The 24,897-nt window shown below is 49.7% G+C and carries 27 protein-coding genes; 15 read left to right on the plus strand and 12 right to left on the minus strand.

What is annotated here, in order from left to right:
- Window positions 1-11: 11 nt before the first annotated feature.
- Window positions 12-1,271, minus strand: a complete 1,260-nt coding sequence (locus tag E0L35_RS04820; protein WP_138799793.1) for an MFS transporter — start codon at window positions 1,269-1,271, stop codon at window positions 12-14.
- A 90-nt stretch (window positions 1,272-1,361) separates the two neighbouring features.
- On the opposite strand from E0L35_RS04820, the gene dkgB reads away from it, so the two are divergent.
- Both dkgB and arfA read left to right on the plus strand, forming a co-directional pair.
- Window positions 1,362-2,180 carry a 2,5-didehydrogluconate reductase DkgB gene (gene dkgB / locus E0L35_RS04825; protein ID WP_138799794.1) on the plus strand — a complete coding sequence of 273 codons (819 nt, stop codon included), beginning with the start codon at window positions 1,362-1,364 and terminating at the stop codon, window positions 2,178-2,180.
- Window positions 2,181-2,290: 110 nt separating this feature from the next.
- Window positions 2,291-2,440 (plus strand): alternative ribosome rescue factor ArfA, encoded by a 150-nt coding sequence (arfA, locus tag E0L35_RS04830; protein WP_008957724.1) that lies wholly within the window; start codon window positions 2,291-2,293, stop codon window positions 2,438-2,440.
- Window positions 2,441-2,543: 103 nt separating this feature from the next.
- Here the strand turns inward: arfA and E0L35_RS04835 are convergent, their stop codons facing one another.
- Complete coding sequence (locus E0L35_RS04835) at window positions 2,544-3,428, minus strand: LysR family transcriptional regulator (protein ID WP_249362092.1); 885 nt, start codon at window positions 3,426-3,428, stop codon at window positions 2,544-2,546.
- Between the two features lie 301 nt (window positions 3,429-3,729).
- On the opposite strand from E0L35_RS04835, the gene rhmD reads away from it, so the two are divergent.
- The 11 genes from rhmD to E0L35_RS04890 all read left to right on the plus strand — a co-directional run bounded on the left by rhmD (window position 3,730) and on the right by E0L35_RS04890 (window position 14,057).
- A complete protein-coding gene (gene rhmD, locus E0L35_RS04840; protein WP_138799796.1) occupies window positions 3,730-4,914 on the plus strand; it encodes an L-rhamnonate dehydratase in 1,185 nt (394 codons plus the stop codon).
- 74 nt (window positions 4,915-4,988) lie between these two features.
- Window positions 4,989-5,993 carry a TRAP transporter substrate-binding protein gene (locus E0L35_RS04845; RefSeq protein ID WP_138799797.1) on the plus strand — a complete coding sequence of 335 codons (1,005 nt, stop codon included), beginning with the start codon at window positions 4,989-4,991 and terminating at the stop codon, window positions 5,991-5,993.
- A 20-nt stretch (window positions 5,994-6,013) separates the two neighbouring features.
- Window positions 6,014-6,493 carry a TRAP transporter small permease gene (locus tag E0L35_RS04850; RefSeq protein WP_138799798.1) on the plus strand — a complete coding sequence of 160 codons (480 nt, stop codon included), beginning with the start codon at window positions 6,014-6,016 and terminating at the stop codon, window positions 6,491-6,493.
- Window positions 6,490-7,773 (plus strand): TRAP transporter large permease, encoded by a 1,284-nt coding sequence (locus tag E0L35_RS04855; protein ID WP_138799799.1) that lies wholly within the window; start codon window positions 6,490-6,492, stop codon window positions 7,771-7,773. Before E0L35_RS04850 ends, E0L35_RS04855 begins: the two co-directional genes overlap by 4 nt.
- Before the next feature lie 138 nt (window positions 7,774-7,911).
- Window positions 7,912-8,247: an L-rhamnose mutarotase gene (rhaM, locus tag E0L35_RS04860; protein WP_138799800.1), complete on the plus strand. Its 336-nt coding sequence runs from the start codon at window positions 7,912-7,914 to the stop codon at window positions 8,245-8,247.
- Window positions 8,238-9,122: an amidohydrolase family protein gene (locus E0L35_RS04865; protein ID WP_138799801.1), complete on the plus strand. Its 885-nt coding sequence runs from the start codon at window positions 8,238-8,240 to the stop codon at window positions 9,120-9,122. Before rhaM ends, E0L35_RS04865 begins: the two co-directional genes overlap by 10 nt.
- 30 nt (window positions 9,123-9,152) lie before the next feature.
- Window positions 9,153-9,923: an SDR family NAD(P)-dependent oxidoreductase gene (locus E0L35_RS04870; RefSeq protein WP_138799802.1), complete on the plus strand. Its 771-nt coding sequence runs from the start codon at window positions 9,153-9,155 to the stop codon at window positions 9,921-9,923.
- Window positions 9,924-9,955: 32 nt separating this feature from the next.
- The gene (locus tag E0L35_RS04875) at window positions 9,956-10,753 is read left to right on the plus strand and encodes an HpcH/HpaI aldolase/citrate lyase family protein (RefSeq protein ID WP_138799803.1); all 798 of its coding nucleotides are present in this window, start codon (window positions 9,956-9,958) and stop codon (window positions 10,751-10,753) included.
- Between the two features lie 104 nt (window positions 10,754-10,857).
- Window positions 10,858-12,294: an aldehyde dehydrogenase gene (aldA, locus tag E0L35_RS04880; protein WP_138799804.1), complete on the plus strand. Its 1,437-nt coding sequence runs from the start codon at window positions 10,858-10,860 to the stop codon at window positions 12,292-12,294.
- A 108-nt stretch (window positions 12,295-12,402) separates the two neighbouring features.
- Window positions 12,403-13,872, plus strand: a complete 1,470-nt coding sequence (locus E0L35_RS04885) for a hypothetical protein (RefSeq protein ID WP_249362093.1) — start codon at window positions 12,403-12,405, stop codon at window positions 13,870-13,872.
- Complete coding sequence (locus E0L35_RS04890; RefSeq protein ID WP_138799806.1) at window positions 13,872-14,057, plus strand: hypothetical protein; 186 nt, start codon at window positions 13,872-13,874, stop codon at window positions 14,055-14,057. The genes E0L35_RS04885 and E0L35_RS04890 overlap by 1 nt, the downstream gene beginning before the upstream one ends.
- A gap of 79 nt (window positions 14,058-14,136) precedes the next feature.
- On the opposite strand, the gene E0L35_RS04895 is transcribed toward E0L35_RS04890, so the two are convergent.
- From E0L35_RS04895 to E0L35_RS04920, 6 genes are all read right to left on the minus strand, one after another.
- Window positions 14,137-14,973 (minus strand): sugar phosphate isomerase/epimerase, encoded by an 837-nt coding sequence (locus E0L35_RS04895; protein WP_138799807.1) that lies wholly within the window; start codon window positions 14,971-14,973, stop codon window positions 14,137-14,139.
- A 138-nt stretch (window positions 14,974-15,111) separates the two neighbouring features.
- Entirely contained in the window at window positions 15,112-16,113 is a 1,002-nt protein-coding gene (locus E0L35_RS04900) for a TRAP transporter substrate-binding protein (RefSeq protein WP_138799808.1), read from the minus strand.
- Window positions 16,114-16,169: 56 nt separating this feature from the next.
- Window positions 16,170-17,309, minus strand: a complete 1,140-nt coding sequence (locus tag E0L35_RS04905) for a glycoside hydrolase family 88 protein (protein ID WP_138799809.1) — start codon at window positions 17,307-17,309, stop codon at window positions 16,170-16,172.
- A 29-nt stretch (window positions 17,310-17,338) separates the two neighbouring features.
- Window positions 17,339-18,637 (minus strand): TRAP transporter large permease, encoded by a 1,299-nt coding sequence (locus tag E0L35_RS04910; protein WP_212751661.1) that lies wholly within the window; start codon window positions 18,635-18,637, stop codon window positions 17,339-17,341.
- Window positions 18,634-19,125, minus strand: coding sequence for a TRAP transporter small permease (locus E0L35_RS04915; RefSeq protein ID WP_138799810.1), 492 nt, complete (start codon window positions 19,123-19,125; stop codon window positions 18,634-18,636). The genes E0L35_RS04910 and E0L35_RS04915 overlap by 4 nt, the downstream gene beginning before the upstream one ends.
- Before the next feature lie 113 nt (window positions 19,126-19,238).
- The gene (locus E0L35_RS04920; RefSeq protein ID WP_138799811.1) at window positions 19,239-19,979 is read right to left on the minus strand and encodes an oligogalacturonate-specific porin KdgM family protein; all 741 of its coding nucleotides are present in this window, start codon (window positions 19,977-19,979) and stop codon (window positions 19,239-19,241) included.
- A gap of 266 nt (window positions 19,980-20,245) precedes the next feature.
- Here E0L35_RS04920 and kdgR point away from each other — a divergent pair, with 266 nt between their 5' ends.
- Window positions 20,246-21,055, plus strand: coding sequence for a DNA-binding transcriptional regulator KdgR (kdgR, locus tag E0L35_RS04925; protein ID WP_138799812.1), 810 nt, complete (start codon window positions 20,246-20,248; stop codon window positions 21,053-21,055).
- A gap of 91 nt (window positions 21,056-21,146) precedes the next feature.
- Here the strand turns inward: kdgR and kduD are convergent, their stop codons facing one another.
- From kduD to E0L35_RS04945, 4 genes are all read right to left on the minus strand, one after another.
- Window positions 21,147-21,908: a 2-dehydro-3-deoxy-D-gluconate 5-dehydrogenase KduD gene (gene kduD, locus E0L35_RS04930; RefSeq protein WP_138799813.1), complete on the minus strand. Its 762-nt coding sequence runs from the start codon at window positions 21,906-21,908 to the stop codon at window positions 21,147-21,149.
- A 16-nt stretch (window positions 21,909-21,924) separates the two neighbouring features.
- Window positions 21,925-22,761, minus strand: a complete 837-nt coding sequence (kduI, locus tag E0L35_RS04935; protein ID WP_138799814.1) for a 5-dehydro-4-deoxy-D-glucuronate isomerase — start codon at window positions 22,759-22,761, stop codon at window positions 21,925-21,927.
- A gap of 174 nt (window positions 22,762-22,935) precedes the next feature.
- Entirely contained in the window at window positions 22,936-23,184 is a 249-nt protein-coding gene (locus tag E0L35_RS04940; protein WP_027959921.1) for a hypothetical protein, read from the minus strand.
- Window positions 23,185-23,480: 296 nt separating this feature from the next.
- On the minus strand, window positions 23,481-24,194 hold the full coding sequence (locus tag E0L35_RS04945; protein WP_009287164.1) for a response regulator transcription factor: 714 nt from the start codon (window positions 24,192-24,194) through the stop codon (window positions 23,481-23,483).
- A gap of 166 nt (window positions 24,195-24,360) precedes the next feature.
- Here E0L35_RS04945 and E0L35_RS04950 point away from each other — a divergent pair, with 166 nt between their 5' ends.
- Entirely contained in the window at window positions 24,361-24,879 is a 519-nt protein-coding gene (locus E0L35_RS04950; protein WP_223828005.1) for a molybdopterin-dependent oxidoreductase, read from the plus strand.
- The last annotated feature ends 18 nt before the right edge of the window (window positions 24,880-24,897 follow it).

Genomic DNA, 24,897 nt, shown 5'->3' on the forward strand with positions numbered 1-24,897 from the left:
ATGGAGTGTTATCAGCGCGCATCGTCAAAACGGTCAACCCGGCGCAAGGTTGGGAACAGCTTCATCCAGGCGCCGACCACCGCCAAAGTGCCCACGCCGCCAATAATGGCCGCCGGCACTACGCCAAACCCTGCCGCCATGCTGCCCGCGCGGAACTCGCCTAGCTCATTGCTGGAACCGATAAACAGCATGTTGACGGCATTCACTCGGCCGCGCATCTCATCTGGGGTGGCAAGCTGAATCAGCGTCATGCGCACGTAGACGCTAATCATATCGGCGGCGCCCGCCACCAACATGGCTATCAGGGAGAGCCAAAAAATCGTTGAAAAGGCGAACACCAGATTCGCAATGCCAAAAATCGCCACCGCCATAAACATTACCAACCCGGCGCGGCGCTGAATGCCGCGGATGCCTAAGTAGAGCCCCATTAGGAGGGCGCCCACCGCAATGGCGCTACGCAGCGCGCCTAACCCTTCCGGCCCAACGTGCAGCACTTCCTGGGCGTAGATAGGCAGTAGCGCCACGACGCCACCCAATAACACGGCAAACAGATCCAACGAAATGGCGCCCAAAATAATCGGCTGATGGCGGATGTAACGAATACCTGCGGTAAAGCGCTTTATGGCAGTGCTTTCCAGTATTTTGGCGGTTTCAGCGTAGCGAATGGGCACCGGGAGCAGCAGCACAAGTGCCGCAATAAAACAGCCTAAACACACGCCGTAGGCAAGGCTGCCACCGCCTAACCCATACAGAATGCCGCCCAATAACGGGCCGGCGATCACGGCAATTTTCATAATAGAGCTATTCAAGGCAATCGCAGAGGCAAGCTGCGCCCGGGGCACAATATTGGGCAGCAAGCTTTGTAAGGCAGGACCGGTAAAGGCGCGTGCGGCACCAAACAGCGCCAGAACAGCGTAATAGCCGCCCACATTATGACTTTCATTCAGCGAAAGGGTTAGCAGCAGGGCGCTGCATAGCCCTTGCACCAACCAGCTAAGTTGCAAAATACGTTTGCGCGAGAAGCGATCAACGAAATCCCCTGCAGGTAGCAGCAATAGCACCATTGGCAGGAACTGCGCCAAACCCACATAGGCCAGTGCCATCGGGTCCCGGGTGATATCGTAAACCTGCCAAGCCACTACAATGGCCTGAATCTGCATGGCAAATACCGCGGCTAATCGCGACAGCAAAAAACTTAAAAAGCCTGATTGGCGGTGAAGCGGGAGTAAGGGCGCTTCGCCACGGGCGGATGTTTCGTTAGCGAAGATCATGGCGTCATCATGGTAAGAGTTTCAATAGCAAAGGGTTGAAGTGGTGCTGTAGCCACCCCATGTTAGTTAACACGCTATCAATAGAAAAGGATGTTAATGATGCAAAATGTGATGCCTAACCCCGGTTTTGGTACGTTTCGCCTGGAAGGCGATACGCTCAAGCAGAGTATTCACGCGGCGCTTGAGGCCGGGTACCGCCACATCGACACGGCGCAGTTTTACGGTAACGAAACCGGTGTGGGGGAGGCAATTCGCGACAGCAGCGTGCCACGCAGCGATATTTTCCTAACCACCAAGGTGTGGTTTGATAAGCTGGAGCCCGCCACGCTGAAAGCCAGCGTGGACGAAAGTCTGCAGAAATTGGGCACTGATTATGTCGACTTGCTGTTAATCCACTGGCCATCACCTAAGGACGAAGTGCCAATGGTCGATTACCTGACGGCGCTAAAAGAGGTCAAAGCCGAGGGTAAAGCGCGCAATATCGGTATTTCCAACTTTACCATCGCACAGGTGGACGAAGCGGTCAGCATTCTGGGCAAAGGTGAGATTCTCACCAATCAGATCGAGGTTCATCCTTTCTTACAGAACCGTAAGCTAGCCGAGCACTGCGAGCAGCATGGCATTCAGATTACTGCCTTTATGCCCCTGGCCGTGGGTAAAGTCATGGATGACCCAACCCTTAAGCAGATCGCCGACGCGCATAACGCCACGCCCGCGCAAATTGCCCTTGCTTGGGTAAAACAGCGCAATATGATTACGATTCCTTCATCGACCAAAGCGCGAAATATTCAAAGCAACATTGCCGCCTTTGACTTAGTCTTGAGCGACAGCGAGATGACGGAAATCGCCAAGTTGGATCGTAAAGAGCGTATCGCCAACCCTGAAATAGCGCCGCTCTGGGATGAGTAAGAGGAATGAATAACCAGGACTTGAAACGCTAAACGATGAACTTCAATTAATAGTATGTGTCGTAGTGGGTGCCTGCCCAGGCAGGCATCTTTAAAAGAATGGAGAAAACGATGAAACAGCGCAAGATAAAAGACAACGCTTTAAAAGCGCAGCTGCGAACGCCGATGTTTAAAATGCAGCAGCAAACCCCGAAAAAAGGTAAAGGGAGCTACTCCCGGAAAGGACGCAATTCTCTGGGAGGGCATCGCCAAGCCGCCTAACCCGGCGTTTTGGCGATGCCTTCCCCAGGCATCTCTGCGCAGTATTCCCCATACTGTGCAATGTCCCATCAGTTTGGCCGATCCAATGGGTCGGCTTTTTTATTTACTCCCACTGAACGGCATTACGGCGCAAAATGTCGCAAAAGCCGGTCACCGGTTCACCATAAAACGTATCTTTTCGGGTCAATAACCCAAACGGTGAAAGCGTTCGTCCAAGGGTCAGTGGCAGCATCTCAATTAGCCCTATATTGAGATGGTCTCTAAGAACGGATTCAGCCATTACTAACAGTGCATCGCTTTTTTGCACTAGCTGTAAGGCGGCAAAGATTGAGCCGCATTCGATGATATCGCGTGGCGACATTAACCCTTCCATCTCCAGCTCTTTTTCGAGCGCTTGGCGTGCTGGTGTGGTTATCGGTTGAAGTATCCAGGGCCAGTCTTCTAGTAGTTGCTCAAGAGGCGGCAAATGCTCATCGGTTAATGGATGACCACGGCGTACCACAGTGACCATATTTTCGTTGCCCAATGGCTCAAAATCGAATTGATTATGTTGGATGGAGGTCGCATAGCGAGCGATTGCTATATCCACTTTACCCTGCTCGAGTAGCGCCACTAATTGATCGCTTGTCTCACCCATCAAACGAATTTGTAACATGGGACGCAGGCGTTTCATCTCGATGATAGCTTGAGCCACCAGGTCAGGCGCGGCCCCCATAATGGCGCCAACGGTTAATTGTCCGCGTCCACCCAGTTGGTAGCGGTGAACCTCTTCGGCGCATCGATCCAAACGGGTTAACGCATTATCAGCAAATTCCACCAGCATTTCGCCCACTTTGGTCGGACGCATTCCCTTTGCCATGCGCTCGAATAACTGGCACGCAAACACCCGCTCAATTTCACTCAGCATACGTGTCGCGGCAGGCTGTGACATATGCATGGCCACGGCAGTCTGGTGTAGGTTGCCCACTTTGCCTAATGTCGAGAGCATAAGAAGGTGCTTATAACGAAGCCTTGCTACCAACAATTGAAAGCTTTCCATTCTCATCTCGCTGTTGAATTGATACCCAAACGGTATGGTGTTTGCACTTCAGTTGGCTGTGCGACATTAGTCTAGTGGTTCGGATTCTAATTATTGAGCGGTTTCGCGCAAGCTGGCGCCATTGCTGGCTTAACGCTCCGTGATAACTTAAAGGTATTGAGACGAACCAGATAATCATTGGCTACCTTGCTCGATTTTACTTAGAACTTCCTCAACAAGATGACATTAACAAGCATAACGAGGAGTGTTTATGAGCGAACCCACTATCAAACAGGTGCGCGCTTACACCGTCCGGGGTGGCGGTGCTGACTACCATGACCAAGCCGAAGGTCACTGGATCGATTCTCAGATCGCGACGCCCATGAGCAAGTACCCAGAGTACCGCATGACACGTGGAAGCTTTGGACTCAATGTTCTGGGCACCTTGGTGGTTGAGGTAGAGGCAAGCGATGGAACCGTAGGGTTTGCTGTGACCACTGGTGGCGAAATTGGTGCTTGGATTGTCGAGAAGCATCTTGCTCGCTTTATTGAGGGTAAACAGGTAACTGAAATCGAAAAAATTTGGGATCAGATGTTTAACGCCACGCTCTATTACGGTCGTAAAGGGGTGGTGATTAATACGATTTCCTGCGTTGATCTAGCGCTTTGGGATCTGCTGGGTAAGGTGCGGCAACTGCCGGTGCATCAGCTATTAGGTGGCCCGGTTCGCGATGAGCTGGTGTTTTACGCCACTGGCGCACGTCCTGACCTCGCCAAGAAAATGGGCTTTATTGGCGGCAAAATGCCCCTCGTTCATGGGCCAGCTGAAGGCGATGAAGGGCTACGGAAGAACCTGGAGCACTTGGCGAAAATGCGCAGCGCTGTCGGCGATGACTTCTGGCTGATGTATGACTGCTGGATGAGCCTTGATGTCAATTACGCTACACGGCTAGCTCAGGGGGCCCAGGCATACGACCTGAAATGGATCGAAGAAGCGCTTCCACCCGATGACTACTGGGGCTACGCGCAGCTCAAGCGAGATGTACCCAAAGGCATGCTGGTGAATACTGGTGAGCACGAGGCCACCCGTTGGGGCTTCCGTATGCTGCTGGAAATGGAGTGCTGTGACGTTATCCAACCGGATGTGGGGTGGTGCGGTGGTATTACAGAGTTGATCAAGATTTCAGCGCTGGCCGACGCGCATAACAAGCTGGTTGTACCCCACGGTTCGTCGGTTTACAGCTACCACTTTGTGATCACACGCCACAACAGCCCGTTCTCTGAGTTCTTGATGATGGCGCCGAAAGCCGATGAAGTCGTGCCCATGTTTAATCCGCTGCTGCTGGATGAGCCGGTGCCTGAAAATGGCCGTATGGCGGCTTCTAAGCTCGACAAGCCAGGGTTTGGCGTACGCCTTAATCCAGACTGTGAACTTTCTAGGCCTTACCAACATTAAATGACGGCCTGATGAGCAGTGACCCCTGCTAAAAAGTAGGGGGACTGAACCCAGTAATACCAGAGGAAACTACAATGAAAATGAATAACACCTCGCGTCTTTTAATCTCCAAACTGACTACTGTTGGTGCCGCTGGCTTGCTCTTCATGATGCCCTTTGGCACTGCCTATGCTGAAACGAAAATTCGTTTCGCACACCATATTTCGACTGATTCCGAGCAGCATTTAGCAGCTGAAAGATTTCGCGATCTCGCAGCTGAATACAGTGACGGTGAAGTCCAGGTGGAAATCTTTCCCGCCGGGCAAATGGGAGGGCAACGAGAAATTATTGAGTCTGTTGAGCTTGGCGTACTGGAGATGGGGTATGGCGAATCGGGCCTCTATGCCAATTATGTACCCGAATTTGGTCTGCTGACACTACCTTACCTTTATCGCGACGTTGATCACTGGGAAAACGTGGTGGCAGGTGAAATAGGCGGCCAATTGATTGAGCAATTGGTTACCACCTCCGGGATCAGGCCGCTTAACTGGATTCTGGCAGGTTATCGAGATACCTATCTGGCCGAAGGCCAAATCGATGGCCCGGACGATTTCAATAACTTGAAGATTCGCGTACCGGAATCCCCCGTGTTTGTGGGCACCTTCTCCGCACTGGAAGCTCAGCCGACGCCTGTACCCATGCCGGAAGTCTACACCGCGTTACAGGCAGGTGTTGTCGATGCCATGGAAGGCACCCCAGAAGTTGGTTACACCTTCCGCATATTTGAGGTTGCCGAGTCACTGTCCAAAACACGTCATATTCTTTTCGACGGTAGTTTTGCCATCAACGAGTCCTTTTACAACAACCTTTCTGATAGTGACCGTGAAGCGGTAAACCGGGCCGCCCGGGAAGCGGCTGAAATGCAACGCAGTGAGTGGTTTGAGCGTGAGCAGTCCTGGTTTAGCCAGCTAGAAGAAGAGGGAATCGCTATCAATGAGGTGGATCCCGTGCCCTTCCAGGAAGCGCTGGCAGGCTTTCGCGAGGAGTTTGCTGCCAATATTGGTGCCGTAGAACTCCTTGAGTCCATTGGACAGCAGTGACTCTGAAAAGGAGCTCGCAAATGCGTCGTTATCTGGATAATGCATTTGCCACCCTTGGCGCCATGACCGTCGCCATCTTTGCGGCGATCATGGCGTTGATTTTCATACAGGTCATCAACCGGTTTCTCCTGGGGCTGCCACTTTTCTGGACAGAAGAAGTGGTGAGGATGCTGCTGGTTTGGCTGGTACTTATGGGAACCCCTGTGGTGGTTTACAAATGCGATGAAATAAAGGTGGAGCTGTTTCGGTTTAACAACGGACGCTTTGAAAGGGTGAGGCGTTTCGCAGTAGCAGCCATCTCAATTATTTTCTGTGCCGTTTTAGCCTACTGGGGGTACCTATTCACACTACGCGCTTTGGGCACCATGCAACCCTCGTTGGGTATTTCTAGAGCTTGGCTGTATACACCCATCCCCATTGGGGGCGTGCTGACGATCCTTGCTTTCATTGTTCGTCGTGATGAAGTGAAAAAAGCATCAGACGTAGAGGAGCTACTATGATCGTTGCCTTAATGTTTGGATTATTTACAGCTCTTCTCGCTCTCGGCGTGCCCATCGCCTTCGCCATGGGGCTTAGCGCCGTTGCCGTCCTGGTCATTGATGGCGGGGTACCACTTCTGGTGTTGCCTCAGCGCTTTTTCAGCTCTTTGGATAGCTTCCCCTTGCTGGCCATCCCGCTCTACATCTTCGCCGGGAATCTAATGAATTACGGTGGTATCACCTCGTCAATCGTTGGTTTTTCCCGTTCCTTAGTGGGCCATATACGGGGCGGATTAGGCCAGGTGAATATCCTGACGAGCGTGCTGTTCTCGGGAATCTCCGGTTCGGCTTCGGCAGATGTGGCTGCAGTCGGAGGGATGATGATTCCGGCGATGAAAAAGGAGGGCTACAAGCCAGAATGGGCGGTAGTGATTACCGCCGCTTCGGCAATCTTGGGGCCCATTATTCCACCTAGTCTACTCATGGTGATCTATGGCGCTATGACGGGGCTTTCCATTGGTACGCTGTTTTTGGCCGGTATCGTTCCAGGCCTATTTCTCGCCATGATCATGATGGCACTGGTTTACTGGAAAGCTGATGAAATCGGTGCACCTCGTCATCTTAGAGCCAGCCTGGGCGAAACCGGCAAGGTGTTTTTGAAAGCAGCACCCGCGATGGTGATGCCGGTGATCATTGTAGGTGGTATCCAGAGTGGTTTATTCACGCCTACCGAGGCAGGTATTGTGGCCGTCGCCTATGGGCTCGGGTATGGACTGGTTTCTCATCGCCTAAATGTCAGAAATACCTACCGCTTTGCCCTTCAATCGGTAATCACTTCCGCGAGCATTCTGATCATTCTCGGCAGTGCCGCCTTGTTCAGTTGGATCATTGCTCGAGAGGGCGTGCCCGCAACATTAGCTACTTGGCTTTCTAGCATGACCAGCGAGCCTGCCATCGTGCTACTGCTTATCGTGCTGGTACTGATCCTCGTCGGCATGTTTATCGAGACAATTTCAGCGCTGATCTTGATGGTGCCGATATTGACGCCGATTGCCCAAATGTTCGGATTCGACATGATCCACTTTTCAGTCGTGGTCATTATTGCTCTGCTTTTAGGCTCGCTGACGCCACCAGTGGCTTTAATCGTTCTATTGGGTTGCAAGATCGCTGAGGTTGATTACATGAAGACAATGCGCCCACTCGTGCCTTTCTTCATGGTTCTCGTTATTGGGTTGCTGTGCATCATGTATTTACCCTTCTTAACACTTGGCCTACCTGACCTGCTTGGGGCTTTTGACTAGTACCACTGGCGTAGAAGGAGCAGTTTATGCAACAGGTTGAATCACCTAGGGGGAGTGGGCAGGCGCAAGCGATTGCGGTATCCGACGGCGTTAATGTGGTCTTTTATACTCATCGATTTGCTACTTAAGGAGCCACTTATGCTAATCAAGGCACTGCGAATGACCCTCTATCCTGGTCAAGCAGATGAATACCGGCGCAGGCATGATGCGCTCTGGCCGGAGCTTTCAAAAGCTCTGGCCGATGCTGGCATTGAGGAGTACCGCATTTTTCTGGATCCGCACAGTCACCACCTGTTTGCGATTATGGCCATGCGTGATGATCACCAGGTCGATCAGCTTTCTGAACTGCCGGTAATGCAGCGCTGGTGGGCCTATATGGCTGACATCATGGAGACGGAGCACGATCACTCGCCGGTCAGTGTACCTCTTGATGAAGTGTTCGCATTTCTCCCAGGAGGGCAGCCATGCAAGTAGTCGATCCGCACTTACATTTCTGGGCCCTTGGCCAAGGCAATCAGCCTTGGCTTGAACACCCAACCGTTAATTTGTTGGGTGACTATACTCCAATGGCCCGCGACTTTGGGCCACAGACATTGCTTGAAGAGCGTGGTGATATTGAGCTGCTAGGGCTGGTTCATGTCGAAGCCGATGCCGTTAATCCTATCGCCGAAACACAGTGGCTAACCGGTGAACTGGCTGAACACGATAAGCTTAACTGGGCGCTAGTCGCCGGCGTGGATCTTTCTCAACCCGATGCTCAAGCGCAGTTGGAGACCCAATGTGCACTTTCAGCGCGTGTGCGTGGCGTCCGCCAAATTCTTAATGTGCATAGCGACCCACTGTATGACTACGTGGGCCGGCACTATATGCAAGAGCCCCTATGGAGAGAAAATTTCGCCCAGCTCGCGCGCCTAGGGCTCTCGTTTGATTTACAGATTTATCCCTCGCAAATGGCTCAGGCCGCCGCTCTGGCTGCTCGCCATCCTGAGACACAGTTTGTGCTCAACCATGCTGGCATGTACGTCGACCGCCAAGGGGTAGAGGGCTGGCGTGCATGGCGCGATGGTATGCGCTTGTTGGCCGCCCAGAATAATGTCGTCGTAAAGCTGAGTGGCTTTGGGATGTTGGATCATCACTGGACGCTGGGCAGTATTCGCCCGCTGATTCTTGAGTCACTGGACGCTTTCGGTACCGAACGCTGCCTATTTGCCTCTAATTACCCTGTCGACGGACTCTACGCGCGCTATGCAGATATTTGGCACGCCTATGCCGAGGTGATCGCCGATGCCAATAAAAAGGAACAGCACGCGCTGTTTGTGGGGAACGCGCAGCGTATTTACCACTTGTAAACAGAACCTATCACTGAAAAGGAATTGACTATGCTGTTGACTGATAAAAACGTCATTATCACCGGTGCCTCTCGGGGCATTGGCCGCGCTGCCGCTCTGGAGTGCGCACGACAAGGGGCCAATGTCGTCATTGGCTATAGTGGTAGCCCCTCCAGTCGCTCAGCGGTTGAGGAGCTAATTCGAGAAATTGAAGCATTAGGCCAGAGAGCGGTGGCCGTTGGCGCCCCAGCGGGTGATCCGGAGACCGGTGAGCTACTGGTAGAAGCCGCCGTCAGTAATTTTGGCGGCGTCGATGTTTTCGTCAATAACGCGGGTATTTGTCCGTTCCACAGCTTTCTCGATATGCCGCGCGAATTGTACCTTGAAACGGTCAATACCAATCTTAACGGCGCCTTTTTTGCCGTACAGGCGGCAGCGAATCAGATGAAGCGCCAGGGCCGTGGTGGCGCCATCATCGCGGTCAGCTCTATCAGCGCTCTGGTGGGCGGCGGCATGCAAACCCACTACACCCCCACAAAAGCCGGGCTGTTATCACTGATGCAATCTTGCGCTATTGCATTAGGCCCCTATGGCATTCGTTGTAACGCACTCCTGCCCGGAACGATCGAAACAGATATCAACAAAGACGACCTTGCCGATCAGGATAAGCGCGATTATATGGCAAGCCGTACCCCCTTGGGCCGTTTAGGGTGTCCTGAGGATCTGGCTGGCCCTATCGTTTTCCTCGCCTCAGAAATGGCGCAGTACGTCACTGGTGCCTCGCTGCTGGTTGATGGGGGCATGTACGTCAATCTGCAGTAAACGGTCTTTATCGCTTTTCAAGGAGCTACTGCATGCAAATGCCTGTTAATACATTTAAAAGCGCGCTGGCTAAAAGTGACCCCATGTGGGGTTGCTGGGCTGGTTTTGCGACTGGTTATGCCGCTGAAATAGTGGCGAGCACTGGTTTTGATTGGTTACTGATTGATGGTGAGCATGCCCCCAATACGGTGCCGACTATTTTGGCTCAACTACAGGCAGTGGCGCCCTATTCAGCGGTGCCGGTGGTACGCAGCGTTAACCAGGACTCTGCGTTGATCAAACAACTACTCGACATTGGCGTTCAGACACTGATGGTGCCAATGGTGGAAAGTGCAGTGCAAGCCGCGGCCCTGGTACGTGCTACTCGCTACCCACCCCATGGCATACGCGGCGTCGGCGGTGGCTTAGTGCGTGCAACCTGCTGGGATGGCGTGGATGACTACCTAACTAAGGCGCATGAGTCGATCTGCCTAATCGTGCAGGTTGAATCACCTAAAGGCGTTGAACAGGCGGAAGCGATTGCAACAACGGATGGCGTTGATGCGGTCTTTATTGGCCCAGCCGACCTCTCAGTGGGAATGGGGCATCCAGGCAATCCGGGGCACCCAGACGTTCAAAAAGTAATTGAGAAGGTTATTAAAACGGTGCAGGCGGCGGGTAAGCCAGTGGGTATCCTGGCGCCGCTTGAAGACGACGCACGCCGCTATCAGGCGCTTGGCTGCCAGTTTATTGCGGTGGGGATCGATATTAGCCTTCTTCGCCAGGGCGCGCTTGCAACCGTTGCACGCTACAAGGGGCAAGCCGCGAACCAGTCTTCCAGCACTTATTAACTTAGTGCTTGTTAGTAAGCACTTCTTAATCAGCATTGATCAATTTAGCACTTACCAGCAGATGGTCTGATCAAGGCCAATATAATCACAATAGGAGAACCAGAATGACACAGCCAACCATTTATCAAAACTATATCAACGGCTCATTTGAAGCGGCCCAGCAGCACTTGGAAGTATTTAACCCCGCCAACCAGGCATTATTATCGCGTGTTCCCGCCTCCAATGCTGACGATGTCGAACGAGCGTTAGATGCAGCGCGTGCAGCGCAAAAGAGCTGGGCAGCGACGCCTGCCGTCGAGCGTGCTGCATTTCTACACCGTTTAGCCAATAAACTGCGTGATAACGTTGCCCATTTGGCACGTACCATTACGGAAGAGCAGGGCAAAATCAGTGGGTTGGCGGAAGTTGAAGTTAACTTTACTGCCGACTACTTGGATTATATGGCCGAATGGGGGCGCCGCATTGAAGGTGAAATCATTCAAAGCGATCGCCCTAAAGAGAACATTTTCCTTTTCCGCAAGCCGCTTGGGGTGGTGGCTGGTATTTTGCCTTGGAATTTCCCGTTTTTCCTGATCGCACGCAAGATGGCACCGGCATTAGTCACGGGCAATACCATCGTGATTAAGCCCAGCGAAGAAACGCCCAATAACTGTTTTGAGTTCGCCCGCTTGCTCGATGAAGTTGGCTTGCCAAAAGGTGTTTTCAACGTGGTCAGCGGCACAGGCGCTGAAGCGGGTAACGCGCTTACTGCTAGCCAGCAGGTCGATATGATCAGCTTTACCGGCAGCGTGGAAACGGGTTCACGCATTATGGCCAATGCCGCTAACAACATCACCAAGCTCAACCTGGAGTTGGGTGGTAAAGCCCCTGCTATTGTGCTGGATGATGCGGATCTCGACCTGGCGGTGAATGCGATCCGCAGTTCACGGATTATTAATACCGGGCAGGTATGCAATTGCGCCGAGCGCGTTTATGTCCAGCGTGGCGTTGCGGATGAATTTATTGCGCGTATTGCTAAAGCAATGGAAGCCACCCGCTATGGCGACCCGCTAGCGGATAGCGATGTTGAGATGGGCCCCATGATTAACCGAGCTGGCCTGGATAAAGTGGCCCAAATGGTAGAAACCGCACGTGGGAATGGGGCTGAATTGATTACCGGCGGAAATGTGGCTGATCTGGGGGCCGGATTTCACTATCAGCCGACGGTGCTGGCGGGCTGTCGTCAAGACATGGCCATTATGCGCCAGGAAATTTTTGGCCCGGTTCTGCCCATTCAAATCATTGATACCCTTGATGAAGCCATAGCACTGGCCAATGACTGTGAATACGGCCTTACCTCATCGATTTATACCCGGAGTCTTAATAACGCCATGCAGGCCTGCCGTGAGCTTGATTTTGGCGAGACCTATATCAACCGAGAGAACTTTGAAGCAATGCAAGGCTTCCACGCCGGCGTCCGTAAGTCAGGTATCGGCGGGGCGGATGGTAAGCACGGTCTTTATGAATATACCCATAGCCATGTGGTGTATCTGGAGGCTTGATACGCAACGCTAACAACAATAGAGGTACACGCCATGAGTAGTGCAAATTACTCAGCCCCAGCGGCAGCAAAGCCTGCTGTTGGGGGTGGAGAGTATGAGCGTACGCCGGTGCCAGAAAAGGCTCAGCTGGGCTTCAAAAGTTTTATCGGTATGTATGCAGGTGAGCACACTGCAGGTACAGAGTTGATGATTGGTCCGCTCTTTGTATTAGCAGGGGTCGCCGCTTTTGATGTAGTAGTAGGGCTTTTAATCGGTAACTTACTAGCGGTATTGAGCTGGCTGTTACTCACTGCACCGATTGCAACGCGGGTTCGGTTAACACTGTATTGTCATCTGGAAAAAATTGCTGGCCGCTATACCGTCATACTCTATAACTTAGCTAACGGGCTGGCCTTCTGCTTTCTTGCTGGCGCAATGATTACCGTATCTGCCACGGCAGTCGGCGTATGGTTTGGTTTTCCTCTGCCAACCCTTGCCGATTTGTTGCCCAATAGTCTTGGCTGGGTACTTAGTGTTATCGGTGTTGGCATCGTGATTACGTTGGTCGCTGCCTATGGTTATCGCTTTGTTTCCTGGTTTGCCAACATCGCTGCCCCCTGGATGGTACTGATGTTTTTGGGTTTTGGCATTGTTTCCTTGAAGTGGTTTATTGATGCCACCGGCGCAGAAGCAAGCTCGGCAAGCGATTTATGGATGCTGGCGGAGACGGCTATCTGGACGGGTGTTGAAGTGCCCGGTCAGCCCAGTTTTTCAATTTGGCACGTTATCTTCTTTGCTTGGTTTGCCAATATGGCCATGCACGTGGGGATGGCTGATTTAACGATACTGCGCTTTGCCCGCAAGAGTTGGTATAGCATAGGCTCGGCCGCAGGAATGTATGTGGGCCACTTTATGGCTTGGTTGTCGGCTTCTATGCTCTTTGCCTTTCAAATGTACGAGGCAGGATTGACCAGTGATGCTGCGGTTATTGCAGCCTCGGAAGCTGGCCAGATCCCCAACCCCTTGCCAGGGCCACTTGCTGACCAAGCGCTCGGGGTGGCCGGATTAATCTGCGTCATCATTGCCGGCTGGACAACGGCGAACCCAACTATTTACCGGGCGGGGTTAGCATTCCAGGCGATTATCCCTTCTGTTTCACGCTTTAAAGTCACGATTGGGACGGGGCTTCTCACCACCTTTGTGGCGCTGTTCCCTGGTGTTGCAATGCAGCTATTGGGTTTCGTTGCTCTTTACGGTTTGTTGCTAATGCCCATTGGCGCCGTGATCTTTATCGACTATTGGGTATTACCAAGGCTTGGGTTAAAAAGCTTTTATGCAGAGCATGCTGGACATAAGTTCACTGTGCCGGTGATAGGGACTTGGTTAATCACCTTGGTTATTTGCTTGTTTATGGCAAAATTTGCCGGTATTGAAATATTTTTTGTAGCCTTGCCTGGGTGGTTTATCGCAGCGGCACTTTTTATTGTTCTTAGCTTTATTACACAGCGCCAACGGACTGAGCAAGGTGTTCGATCATCGGCAAAGGCCGGCCGATCCACAGGCATGGCATCTTCTGTATCAACACAGGAGTCAACCTAATGCGCTCGCTACTGCAAATTATTTCATTTTCAATGCTCATTTTAACGGTAATTTTTCCACTGCTTTACCTGTTTGATGCAGTGAATGAATCAACAATGAAAGGAGTTATCCTAGCAGTTACGGTCGTTTGGTTTGTAGCAACGCCCTTATGGATGAAATGGGAAGGCCAAAACTCAGCAGGCTAAGATAGTTCTTTAGCATTTTCCTATATTGTCATTTAATTAGCGACGGATTTATTCCGTCGCTTTTATAGCTGTCAATAATTCAAATGAATTTATTGTTTGTTTTGGTAATAAATTCAGAGCTTTTCTTTATATCACCTTGATCGATTTCATCCATAATGATACTTATGTGTGGCTTTCGGGAGACGAGTTTCTCAAAGATAAGGTCGTAATCCAGCCAGCCTTGACCCAGGGGCACAAAGCGTAAATTCCCTTCTTCCACAATGAAATCTTTGGCATGGAGAATAACTACTCTATCGCCCCATGAGTTGATGGCTTCCTGAAGTATCTCATTCTGGTTAAGATAATTATCACTTGTTAAAAAGTTAACGGGGTCAAAGATTATCTGTAAATTGTTAGATTTTACCTCTTCAAGCAGACGTTTTACTTTCTCCGGGCTATGAAGCGGGTGGTTAACGCCAGGCTCTATACCCACGATAGCACCAAATTTTTCTGCCTCCGCTACCAGCTCCTTAACGCTATCCACCATTGCTAGAAAAGGTGCCTCTGCAAAATTTTCTTCCGTATATATAATGTCAGCGTTTATGTTACCCGTTTCAGTGCCAACTATGCTGCAGCCAAAGTCGCGCACATATCGCAGGTGTTCTTTAAAACGATTTAAGGCTTGCTGCCTTTGGTTAATATCTGGGTGTATGATATTGACATAGCAGCCAAGGACAGCAATTTGAATATTAGCTTGGCGAAAAGCGTTGTTAATATGGTTTGCCAAACCCGGTGTTAAAAAGCCGGGCTCAGTTCTAAAGTCAAATGATTTATTTAGCGCTAATTGTACTGAGCTGATATCTCTATGCGAAATATCTTCCACAAGGCTTTCTAGTGACTGCATAGGCAGGTCATGGGCTCTAATGCCAATATTCATAAAATCTCCAAAATACAAGCACGCACGAAATAGCGAACTTTTTGACCCATTTCGCTGAAGTTTATCGTGAGAGGAGGGTAATAAAAGTGGACGAGGTATGACGTGATGATCCGCGCCACACCTCTTAGCCCTACATGGTTACTGCGTATTCACCGATTTAATTTGCTGATATATAGCGTACTGCTCTGGCACGTTTTCAAGTTCTTCATACATGGGCTGTACAGCTTCCTGGAAAGGAGCGATGTCTACTTCGTTAATTTCAACGCCGAACTCATCTCTAATTTGAGTTCTAGCGCTAGCTATAGCTTCCAGCCACTGCTCAGTCTGGAATTCAGTCGATTCATGGATGGCCTCCGTGACAGCATTACGCTGTTCCTCAGAGAGCGACTCAAGAACTCTGTTGCTAATGAGGATAATATCGGGAATACGCGTATGGCCATCAAGAGTGTAATGATCAACAACTTCTCCATGGCGGGCGGCGGTAAGGGCAAATTCATTGTTTTCCGCACCGTCTAAAACGCCTTGTTGTAAAGCGGTGTAAACTTCTTCTTGGGCCATAACTACAGGGGACGCTCCGAGTAACTCCATCGTATCAATGGCGGTTTGGCTTTGCATTACGCGGATTTTTTTACCCGATAGATCCTCAACACTCTCTATTGGGTCGCCGGTAGTATAAAAGTTACGCTGGCCTGAGTCGTACCAGCCAACGCCAACAAAACCTTGGTCTTCTGTTGAGTGATAAACATTTTGCATGATTTCTTTATCGTTCATGACTTGATAAAAATGTTCCTGATCGTCAAATAGATAAGGCATTGAAAAAACATCATAAAGAGGCGAAAAGCTTCCCATTAGCCCGCCCGAAACCTTGGTCATATCAATAGCGCCAGCTTGGAGTAATTCAACCAGTTCGCTTTCGCCCCCTAATTGGCTATCGGGAAAATAAGATACGCTGATGGAGCCATTCGTTTTCTCTTCAACAAGCTCTCCAAAGAGGGCTAACGCGTCTTTTACCGGTTGTGAATTTTGCGCATAGGCTAGCTTAAGATTGATATTGTCCTGGGCGTGAACAGCCCCAGTACCTAGTGAGAGTGCAGCAATCGCAGCAGTTAAAAGTGTTTTTGCGTAATGTGGCGTGGTCATGATCAACTCCTTGGTTTGATATTATTGGTGTAGAGCGTCCTATGGACTTACTGCAGTTACAGATATGTCCGCATGTATTCAGATAAGCACAAAATAGCCATAGCCTGGCCATAAGGCATCGAAGTTAAAGGGATGTTTCTGTAGTAATCGAGGTTTTCTCCCATCGCTGTTCCGAAAGAAACCTGTTCAAGTTCACCTTCTGAATTGATGTTTTCGATAACACCCTTGACGGCTTTTTCAGCCATAGGGAAATGTGCAGCATCGATATAACGCAGTCTTACTGCCTTTAAAAGGCCATAAGCAAATCCCGCTGTTGCTGACGCCTCAAGATAAGAGTCAGAGTCATCCAGCAGGGTATGCCAAAGGCCAGAGTCTGATTGCCATTTGCCCAGTGCCTCTACCTGGGACTCAAGCGCCTGGATAAGGAAACGTCTGAAAGAATCGCTGTCGGGTAAATCCAATAGTTCTAAAAACTCAGGGATAACAATGGTGAGCCAGCTATTACCTCGAGCCCAAAGAGCGTTGGCGTAATTATGGTTGCCGTCAAATGTCCAGCCGTGAAACCAGGCACCGGTTTGTCTATCCATTAAGTATTGGATGTGAATTAAGAACTGGTATTTGGCTTCCTCTACGTACTCAGGTTTATTTAGCAAGAGGCCAATCTTAGCTAGCGGAAGAACACTCATCATTAATGTGTCATCCCAGATTTGCTGATGGTTCTCATTGTTATAAACAATATGCTGTAAGCCCCCTTTTTCTGTACGGGGCATGTCATACATCACCCACTCGGCCCAAGCTTGCAGGTAGGGGAGCCACTCCTTACGACCAGTCTCTTCATAGCGGTAGGCAAGGGTTAGAAAAGGGCATACTGTATTTACGTTTTTTGTTGCTAAGCGCTCGTTGAATCGCTCTTTGAACCATTTGTCAATAATGTCCAAAGCGTTGCTATCACCAGTTTGTTCGTAGTACTTATAAATGCCGTAGAGGCCAATGCCATGTGTCCATTCCCAGCCGGCCCAGCCCTTGGTATCTATGGTTCTCCCATCATCAAGGTGCAGCAGAAATTCACCCGTTTCATCCTGTATATTAATCAGGTTGTGAATGGTTTTATTGATCAGATCAGTTACTTCATTTTTTTCAATAAACCGCTCGTTCTGCCTTAAAAGAGTGCTGTGCTTTACACTAAATACTTGCATGTGGATATGCTCCATTTATGATTATGAGATTAAAGGCCCATGAGTCTGGGTAGGAATAGCGTTATTTGTGGGATGTAGGTGATCAAAAGCAGCGTAAACATAATGACAATATAAAAAGGTAATAGTGGGAGAAGTAAGTTTTCTACCTTCTCTTTTGCGATGCCAGCGCCTACAAATAAACCGGTTCCAACAGGCGGGGTAATGGTACCAATGCAAAGATTGAATACCATCACGATCCCAAAATGGACGGGATCAAGCCCTATCTGATTAGTGATGGGCAATAGTATTGGTGTGAAAATCAAGATGGCTGGGCCGATATCCATGAAACATCCGATAGCTAACAGCATCACAGTGATGACTAGCAATACAATTACAGGGTTGTCAGAAAGTCCAAGAATAATGCTGCTTAAGGCGGAGGGCAGCCCGGTAATCGACATGGCGAATGACATTGCAGCAGAGGCTGCTAGCAAAAACATAATAACACCCGTCGTTTCAAGTGCTTTTATAAGCGCTGACTGAAACGTCGAAAAATTAATGGTTCTATAAAAGCAGATAGTTAGCAGCATCGTATATATAACTGAAATAGCAGATGCTTCTACGGCTGTGAAAACGCCAAGTACGATCCCACCAATAATGATTACAATCAAAAACAGGCTTGGAAGGGCATCTGTTATTACCTTCCACACTGATGAGTTACGTAAATCAATTTTTGTGGTGTAGCCACGAGACTTCGCCGTCATATAGGCAACTAGCATACAGCCTAGCCCCCACAAGCAGCCAGCGACCAAGCCGCCAGCAAAGAGCGCTGAAATAGATGTACCTCCGCTTGCTAGCGCGTAAAGGATGAAAGCAGTAGTTGGGGGGATCAGCATACCCGTTGGAGCGGAAGCGATATTGGCAGCTGCAGAAAAAGGGCGACTATAGCCTTCCTTTTCACTCATGGGTACCATCACACCACCGATGGAGGTAGAGGCAGCAATCGCGGATCCGGAAATAGCACCAAACATCATATTACCCATGATATTGGTATGTGCTAGCGAGCCAGGGATCCGGCCACTGAACAACTTGGCAAAGTTAACCAATCTTAAAGCGATCCCCCCATGATTCATCAAAACCCCGGAAAGAATAAAAAAGGGTACTGCCAAAAGTGTAAAGCTATCCAAGCTTGATACCATTTTTTGAGCAGTCGTGAAAATAGCAATTTCAGGCGGTAGGGCTATCAGTATGGTTGCCATTGAAGAGACAGCAATACAAATGCCAATCGGCACGCCAATGATAAGCAGGCCAAGAAATGTTGCTATTAATATAATGCCAGCATCTAACATCATGACGCCTGACTCCTGGTTAAAAATATATTTTTATAAATAAGGCAGAAATTATTAAGGCAGTAAACAATAATAATTGCTCCAGATGCAGGAAGTGATAGGTAGAGAAGACCTTTGGGTATATTAAGCATTGGGTAAATTTGGCTCATGCTATTTGAGGTCGCTTGCATGCCTCCATAAATAAGTACTACGGCAGAGAATACAATAAATAAAAACTCCATTAAAAAGTCGCAGCCAATTTTCCATTTTCCTGTTAATTTGTCGGTGAGTAACGTTAAGCTGACATGCTCTCGTTGGCCGGTAACGTAAGCAATTGCTAGCATTGATAACCATACCAGTGAAAATCTGAGCAGGGCTTCTGATATCGTGCTAGGTGTGTTGAGTACATAACGAGCTATTACTTGCCAACTAGCGACACCCACCATCGATATAAAAAGTAGGCAGCATGTGAGCTTTAATATTTTGTCCATGGCGGCGTGTATTGTTAGCATTGTAATTTCTCTCTTAGCTTTAAGTGCTTTTTGTTTGCTAATTAGCTATCAGTTTACCTAGTCCAGAGATGATAGTAGGTAGGAGAAATTAATTTCTCCTACCTTTTTATACACTAAAATTTATACTGATAACCAATTAGCAAAGAACTGTTACGTTGCCCAGGATCCATGCCAGCATCTGAGCTATTGCGATCTCTATGAACATACCCGCCGAAGATAGTGTTATTAGCGTTCAAGCTATTGAAGACAAGGAATTCATGTTCTACGTAGTCGCGGTCGCCAGTGCCGAAGTTTGGAGAGCTGCTTTCATGTTTGAAATGGTAATGGGGATTATAAAGCAGCATCCAGTCGTCATTTACGTTATAGGTAGCATATAGATCTATCCGTCCCGCACGGCTTTCTATTGCAGTTTCATGGCTAGTGTCATGTTCGTAACGGTAGCGTCCTGCTAACCCCCAGCCATCTCCTTTGTAGCCTATCCTTAAGCCTGCCAGGGCGCGAGTTACGTTGGATCTGAATTTTGCACCAACCTGTGGTGTCAATGACCACTGATTTTGTTGGTCTAGCTGGAACGAGGGGAAAGAGTAATTAACGAATGCTTCATCGTGTTTTGGCCAGCCGCTTTCATGAACGCCATCTTGCCAGAACCAAGACTTTTCGAACATTAACGATGAGGAGTCTTCAAATATCCGTGTAATAGCAATTTTGGGAAGCGTTAAAGCATGATCATTGGTCGTTTGCTCTAACTTCATAGTCAGAATGTTTTCTGCCGACCATGCGGTACTGGAAAGCGTCAGTACAGTACAGGTTGCCGCGATTCCTGCTACCCATTTCCCCTGGCGGAATATAGTCATATTTTCTCCGTTGTTAGTGTTATTAGATAGTGTCCGAACCCATGCCGTGTTCAAGCGTTATGAATGAGAATTTCATTTAATGGCCCTCGGGTTCGTATTTAATGTATCATCGTGTCTTTAAAATTGAAACGGCGTTTCTTTTATGCTTTGGTCGAGTTTCTGCCTTATTCCGATTGGGTTGCTCTCTTATGGAGATGGCAATTAGATGTTTTTTGAGGTAAATTCAGACCATCAGTCCAATTTTTATGAAACGAGGTATGTGATATATGGCCGCTTCGCAAAAGCCTGACAATGTGGCAGCCGTCATGAAGGTTTTCGCTATTCTTGAAGGGCTTGCCGAGCAACCGAGCATAGGCCTCTCTGAGCTCTCGCAGCGCTCTTTCACTTCTAAAAGCACGGCGTATCGCTTTCTGCAAACCATGAAAGAGCTTGGGTATGTCGTACAGGAAGAGGAGACGGAAAAATATGCTCTTACGCTGAAGCTCTTTGAGCTGGGTGGGGCGGCTCTCGAAAACGTGGATATGATTCAGCTGGCTAATACTGAAATGCGGGCGCTGTCTGAGTACACCCATGAGGCTATTCATTTAGGCGCTCTGGATGAAGATGGCCAGCATATTGTGTATCTGCATAAATATGACTCTCATTTCAATCTGTGCATGAATTCGCGCATTGGAAGACGTAGCCCTGTGTACTCAACTGCCATGGGCAAGACCTTATTAGCCTGGATGGATGAAGATAAAGCGCGTCAGATTCTTGAAACCACAGAGTTCATAGCACGTACTCAACATACGTTGACTAGCACGGAAGCCGTGATGAATGAATTGCCTAAAATTCGTTCTACTGGTGTTGCTGAAGACAGGGAAGAGGCTGAGCTGGGGGTGCGCTGCCTTTCAGTGCCTGTATTTGATAGATTTGGTAAGGCGGTGGCGGCGCTAAGCTTGTCTTTTCCTGTTGTTCGTTACGATGAGCAAAAGCGAGACGAGTATATCAAGTTACTGTTTAAGGCCGGGCAACGTGTTTCTTCTGGACTGGGTTTTCATGAGTACAAATTTTCTGACCCTGTAGAAGCTTCTTAAATTTAGTAATGTGGGAATCAAAGCACCTGGCATCAGAGCCATTAGGCGCCGACTTAATAGTTGGCGCCTTTTGTTTGAAGGAAGGCTATGGCTAGCGAGCAAGCCAGCCGCCATCGACAGCGAGTGTATGACCGTGTACATAATTGGATGCGTTAGAGGCGAGAAATACCGCAGCACCAGCAAGATCCTCGGGCGAGCCCCATTGGCCAGCTGGAATACGTTTTAAAATTTCCGTACTGCGCTCCGGGTCATTTCTTAACGCTTCTGTATTGTTCGTAGCCATATAACCAGGGGCGATAGCATTAACGTTTATGCCTAGGTGGGCCCACTCATTCGCCATTAGCCGTGTTAGACCCAGCACACCGCTTTTTGAGGCGGTGTACGATGGCACCCTTATGCCGCCCTGAAAAGATAGCATTGATGCGATGTTGATGATCTTTCCTCGACCTTTCCGATGAATGCAGGCTCGTGCGAATGCCTGGGAAAGAAAGAATAGGCTCTTGAGATTTACGTCGAGAACGTCGTCCCAGTCTTGCTCAGTAAACTCCAACGCATCAGCGCGACGAATAATGCCAGCGTTATTAATTAAGATGTCAGCTGTTCCAAATTGCTGCTCGGTTTTGTGCATTATCTCAGCGATAGGCGTGGTACTTCCCAAGTCGGCTTCAATCGCCAGGAATTGCACTCCCATTGCTTCGACGCCTTGCTGGGTTTCTGCAGGTGAACGTCGATTAACCCCAACAATATTACAGCCCGCCTCCGCGAGCCCTAAGGCCATACCTTGGCCAAGTCCGGTATTGCAGCCGGTTATAATGGCTGTTTTGCCACTTAGATTGAATAAAGCATTACTCATTATGGCTCCTTGTACGTTAGCGCAGGTCATCCATCACAATATGATCCATATCGGAGAAAGTCTGGTTTTCACCCGCCATTGCCCAGATAAAGGTGTATCTACCTGTGCCAACTCCGGTGTGAACGGACCAACTGGGTGAAAGGGCCACCTGTCGGTTGCGGACGACCAAGTGCCGCGTTTCTTGTGGCTCGCCCATCATATGAAAGACCACGCTATCATCAGCCATATCGAAATAGAGGTATGCCTCCATACGACGCTCATGGGTGTGGCAAGGCATGGTATTCCAGAGACTGCCTTCTTCCAGGCGCGTCATGCCCATGAGTAACTGGCAGGTTGGAAGCACGTCGGGTACCAAGTATTTATAAATGGTGCGCTCGTTACTATTCGCGGCATTGCCTAGTGTTTGGGGAGATGCTTCATCCAGCGTGACTTTGCGTGTGGGGTAAGTCTGATGGGCTGGGGTGCAGCAGATATAAAAAGCGGCAGGATTGGAAGTGTCAGTGCTTTCAAACTGCACTTCACGGCCTCCCTTACCAATATAAAGTGCTTCATGGGTATTCACAGAATGCTGCGTACCATCCACGGTAATCTTCCCAGGCCCACCGATATTAATCGTGCCTAGTTCTCGGCGCTCGAGGAAATAATCGGTGCCTGTATGCTTGCACATGGACGTAGATATAGGGACGGGCTGGTCGACCGGAATTACACCACCAACGATGAGCCTATCAAGGTGGCTATATACCAGCGTCAACTGATTTTTTACGAATAACTCTTCGATTAAGAATTGGTCGCGAAGCCCTTGGGTGTCTAGTTGCTTCGCATGTTCACTGTGGATAGCTTGCCGAAATTCCATAGATACTCCGAATCGTTGTTCTCTAAAAAAGAAATGGTGGTTCAAAATAACAAGACCTCTGTTTTTTTTCAATGCCAAGAACAAGTCTGGCTCTTGGCTGGCACGTAAAAATGAGCGTGTGTGGGAGTTATAAAGTGAAAACGCCCCGGCCACTTCCTGTGACCGGGGCGTTGGCTATGCCAACCTACTCCCACAGTGTGGACATTTTTCGTAGGCATCGCGGGTTTCAGCCTGATGGCGTTGGTTGCGCTGACTTGGTTCCTCTACACCATGAATGGATACCAGATGGCCCTGCTCCCAGCGTAAACCGATATCTTTTAACAGGTGCGGGTCATGAAAGCGCGGGTCTTCGTAAAAGCGCCGCTGGGTACGATAGTGGGTGAAAGCGCTGAGTAGTTTGCGGGTAATGGTTGCGATTGCCATGGGGTCGGTCTCCTGGGTTAGGAGGCCGGGCAACATCGCGATCAGGGAGTCTCAAAGGTAACGATAAAACAACATGGCCGCGACACTTGCCGCGGCCAATTTCCTCTTTACATCTCTGGCGCGCGACAATAATAAGCTGATACCGCATTATTAATAATGCGATGCAGCTTATTCATTCGTGTCGCGGGGATTTGCCAGCGCATGAGAAGGTCTCTGAAAAAGTTTCGTTAATAAAAAAGAACTGCCCCTTAAAGGGGAGCTCTTATGTTTTAACCGATGCTTATATGAGCGTCAATCTATTTAGCGACTTGTTCAAGGTGGGGGGGCTGGCAAGTTTCCATGCGATACCCCGATTGGTAAACGCTACGTAGACGCAGGCCATGCCGACCATCCAGTTCCAGCTTGCGGCGTAGGCGGCTTACGTGGGTGTCAACGGTACGCGTCGAAATATCTCCTTTAATGCCCCACACCAGCTCTAGTAAGTGCGCACGGGTAATTAGCTCACCCATTTTAGAGAAAAACAGCGTGGCTAACCGGTATTCACGTTCGGTTAAATCAATGGCGTCGCCCGCCACGCTGATGTAGTGCTCATCGGTATGCAGGGTAAATATCTCGGGACAGGCCGGTGCAGGGCGCGATGTGGCATAGCCAGAGCGTCTACCTAACGCACTCACTCTGGCAATCAGCTCACTGGGGCGAAGGGGCTTGGCGAGAAAATCATCGGCGCCTCGCTCCAGGGCTTTAACAACATCGTCTTCGCCCTGGCTGGCGGTAATAAACAGGATTGGCCCATGCCAGCTGTCGTGCTGGCGAAGATGAGCAACCACATCCATGCCGTCGCTGTCGGGCAGGCGCCAATCGATAATGAGCAGGTCAAAGGTGTGCTGCTGCGTCGCCCGGCGAAGCTCGCTAGAGCGACTAAACAGCGAGACTTGGTGTTCTGCCGTTAGTAGGCACTGCTCAATAAAGGCCTGTTGGTCGAGGTCATCTTCAAGTACGCCAATATGCATGCTAATTTCCCTTATTGTCGTCTTATAAATGTCACCCGTGTAGAGGCGGCAAGCTCACGCGTTAAGTTTAGTGGATGATGATGCGTTGACACAAAGGTTCACAGTTAGCCCGCCAACGGCCGATATACAATTTCTGCACTTTCAACGGTCAGCACCGAGGTGCAGCATGATACGTCGCCCTATGGTTGTTAAATTCGTGGTTTTCATCGTCGCGGTAGGACTTGCCTTGCTGTCGACCCACACTATCGCCCTGGAAGTACCTGAAGGCCCGGTGATATTGGTGGTGAGTGGAAAGGTGGGGCAGACGAATGTGGGTGACGAAGCCCATTTTGATAAAGCGATGCTAGAAGGCTTGGCGCAGCACGAAACGATTACCCGCACGCCCTGGCACGACGGCGTGATGCGCTTCTCTGGCCCATTGGGGCGAGCTATCCTGGAAGCCGTCGGTGCCGAGGGGGAGAATATTCGTGTGGTAGCGTTGAATGAGTACGCCGCGACGGTGCCTATCAGCGATTTTGAGAATTACGATGTCATTCTGGCTATGCAGGCAAACGGCAAAGCGCTGCGAATTCGTGATCAGGGGCCGCTATTTGTCATTTACCCCTTTGACCAGCACCCCGAACTGCTAGATGAAGAGATATTTTCGCGCTCTGTGTGGCAGGTGACACGAATCGACGTTGAGTAATATAACCGAGTAGCAATC

This window comes from Halomonas sp. ATBC28, assembly GCF_005937175.1.
In the GTDB taxonomy this organism is placed as follows: domain Bacteria; phylum Pseudomonadota; class Gammaproteobacteria; order Pseudomonadales; family Halomonadaceae; genus Vreelandella; species Vreelandella titanicae.

Bases quoted from the DNA above. Each gene is read 5' to 3' on its own strand.
- arfA (WP_008957724.1), top strand. From the start codon at position 2,291: ATGAAACAGCGCAAGATAAAAGACAACGCTTTAAAAGCGCAGCTGCGA.
- E0L35_RS04835 (WP_249362092.1), bottom strand. From the start codon at position 3,428: ATGCTCTCGACATTAGGCAAAGTGGGCAACCTACACCAGACTGCCGTG.
- E0L35_RS04900 (WP_138799808.1), bottom strand. From the start codon at position 16,113: ATGACCACGCCACATTACGCAAAAACACTTTTAACTGCTGCGATTGCT.
- E0L35_RS04905 (WP_138799809.1), bottom strand. From the start codon at position 17,309: ATGCAAGTATTTAGTGTAAAGCACAGCACTCTTTTAAGGCAGAACGAG.
- E0L35_RS04820 (WP_138799793.1), bottom strand. From the start codon at position 1,271: ATGATCTTCGCTAACGAAACATCCGCCCGTGGCGAAGCGCCCTTACTC.
- E0L35_RS04870 (WP_138799802.1), top strand. From the start codon at position 9,153: ATGCTGTTGACTGATAAAAACGTCATTATCACCGGTGCCTCTCGGGGC.
- E0L35_RS04915 (WP_138799810.1), bottom strand. From the start codon at position 19,125: ATGCTAACAATACACGCCGCCATGGACAAAATATTAAAGCTCACATGC.
- kduI (WP_138799814.1), bottom strand. From the start codon at position 22,761: ATGGAATTTCGGCAAGCTATCCACAGTGAACATGCGAAGCAACTAGAC.
- E0L35_RS04910 (WP_212751661.1), bottom strand. From the start codon at position 18,637: ATGATGTTAGATGCTGGCATTATATTAATAGCAACATTTCTTGGCCTG.
- rhaM (WP_138799800.1), top strand. From the start codon at position 7,912: ATGCTAATCAAGGCACTGCGAATGACCCTCTATCCTGGTCAAGCAGAT.
- E0L35_RS04950 (WP_223828005.1), top strand. From the start codon at position 24,361: ATGATACGTCGCCCTATGGTTGTTAAATTCGTGGTTTTCATCGTCGCG.
- E0L35_RS04920 (WP_138799811.1), bottom strand. From the start codon at position 19,979: ATGACTATATTCCGCCAGGGGAAATGGGTAGCAGGAATCGCGGCAACC.
- kduD (WP_138799813.1), bottom strand. From the start codon at position 21,908: ATGAGTAATGCTTTATTCAATCTAAGTGGCAAAACAGCCATTATAACC.
- E0L35_RS04850 (WP_138799798.1), top strand. From the start codon at position 6,014: ATGCGTCGTTATCTGGATAATGCATTTGCCACCCTTGGCGCCATGACC.
- E0L35_RS04945 (WP_009287164.1), bottom strand. From the start codon at position 24,194: ATGCATATTGGCGTACTTGAAGATGACCTCGACCAACAGGCCTTTATT.
- E0L35_RS04845 (WP_138799797.1), top strand. From the start codon at position 4,989: ATGAAAATGAATAACACCTCGCGTCTTTTAATCTCCAAACTGACTACT.
- dkgB (WP_138799794.1), top strand. From the start codon at position 1,362: ATGTTAATGATGCAAAATGTGATGCCTAACCCCGGTTTTGGTACGTTT.
- E0L35_RS04875 (WP_138799803.1), top strand. From the start codon at position 9,956: ATGCAAATGCCTGTTAATACATTTAAAAGCGCGCTGGCTAAAAGTGAC.
- E0L35_RS04865 (WP_138799801.1), top strand. From the start codon at position 8,238: ATGCAAGTAGTCGATCCGCACTTACATTTCTGGGCCCTTGGCCAAGGC.
- aldA (WP_138799804.1), top strand. From the start codon at position 10,858: ATGACACAGCCAACCATTTATCAAAACTATATCAACGGCTCATTTGAA.
- E0L35_RS04890 (WP_138799806.1), top strand. From the start codon at position 13,872: ATGCGCTCGCTACTGCAAATTATTTCATTTTCAATGCTCATTTTAACG.
- E0L35_RS04940 (WP_027959921.1), bottom strand. From the start codon at position 23,184: ATGGCAATCGCAACCATTACCCGCAAACTACTCAGCGCTTTCACCCAC.
- rhmD (WP_138799796.1), top strand. From the start codon at position 3,730: ATGAGCGAACCCACTATCAAACAGGTGCGCGCTTACACCGTCCGGGGT.
- E0L35_RS04855 (WP_138799799.1), top strand. From the start codon at position 6,490: ATGATCGTTGCCTTAATGTTTGGATTATTTACAGCTCTTCTCGCTCTC.
- kdgR (WP_138799812.1), top strand. From the start codon at position 20,246: ATGGCCGCTTCGCAAAAGCCTGACAATGTGGCAGCCGTCATGAAGGTT.
- E0L35_RS04895 (WP_138799807.1), bottom strand. From the start codon at position 14,973: ATGAATATTGGCATTAGAGCCCATGACCTGCCTATGCAGTCACTAGAA.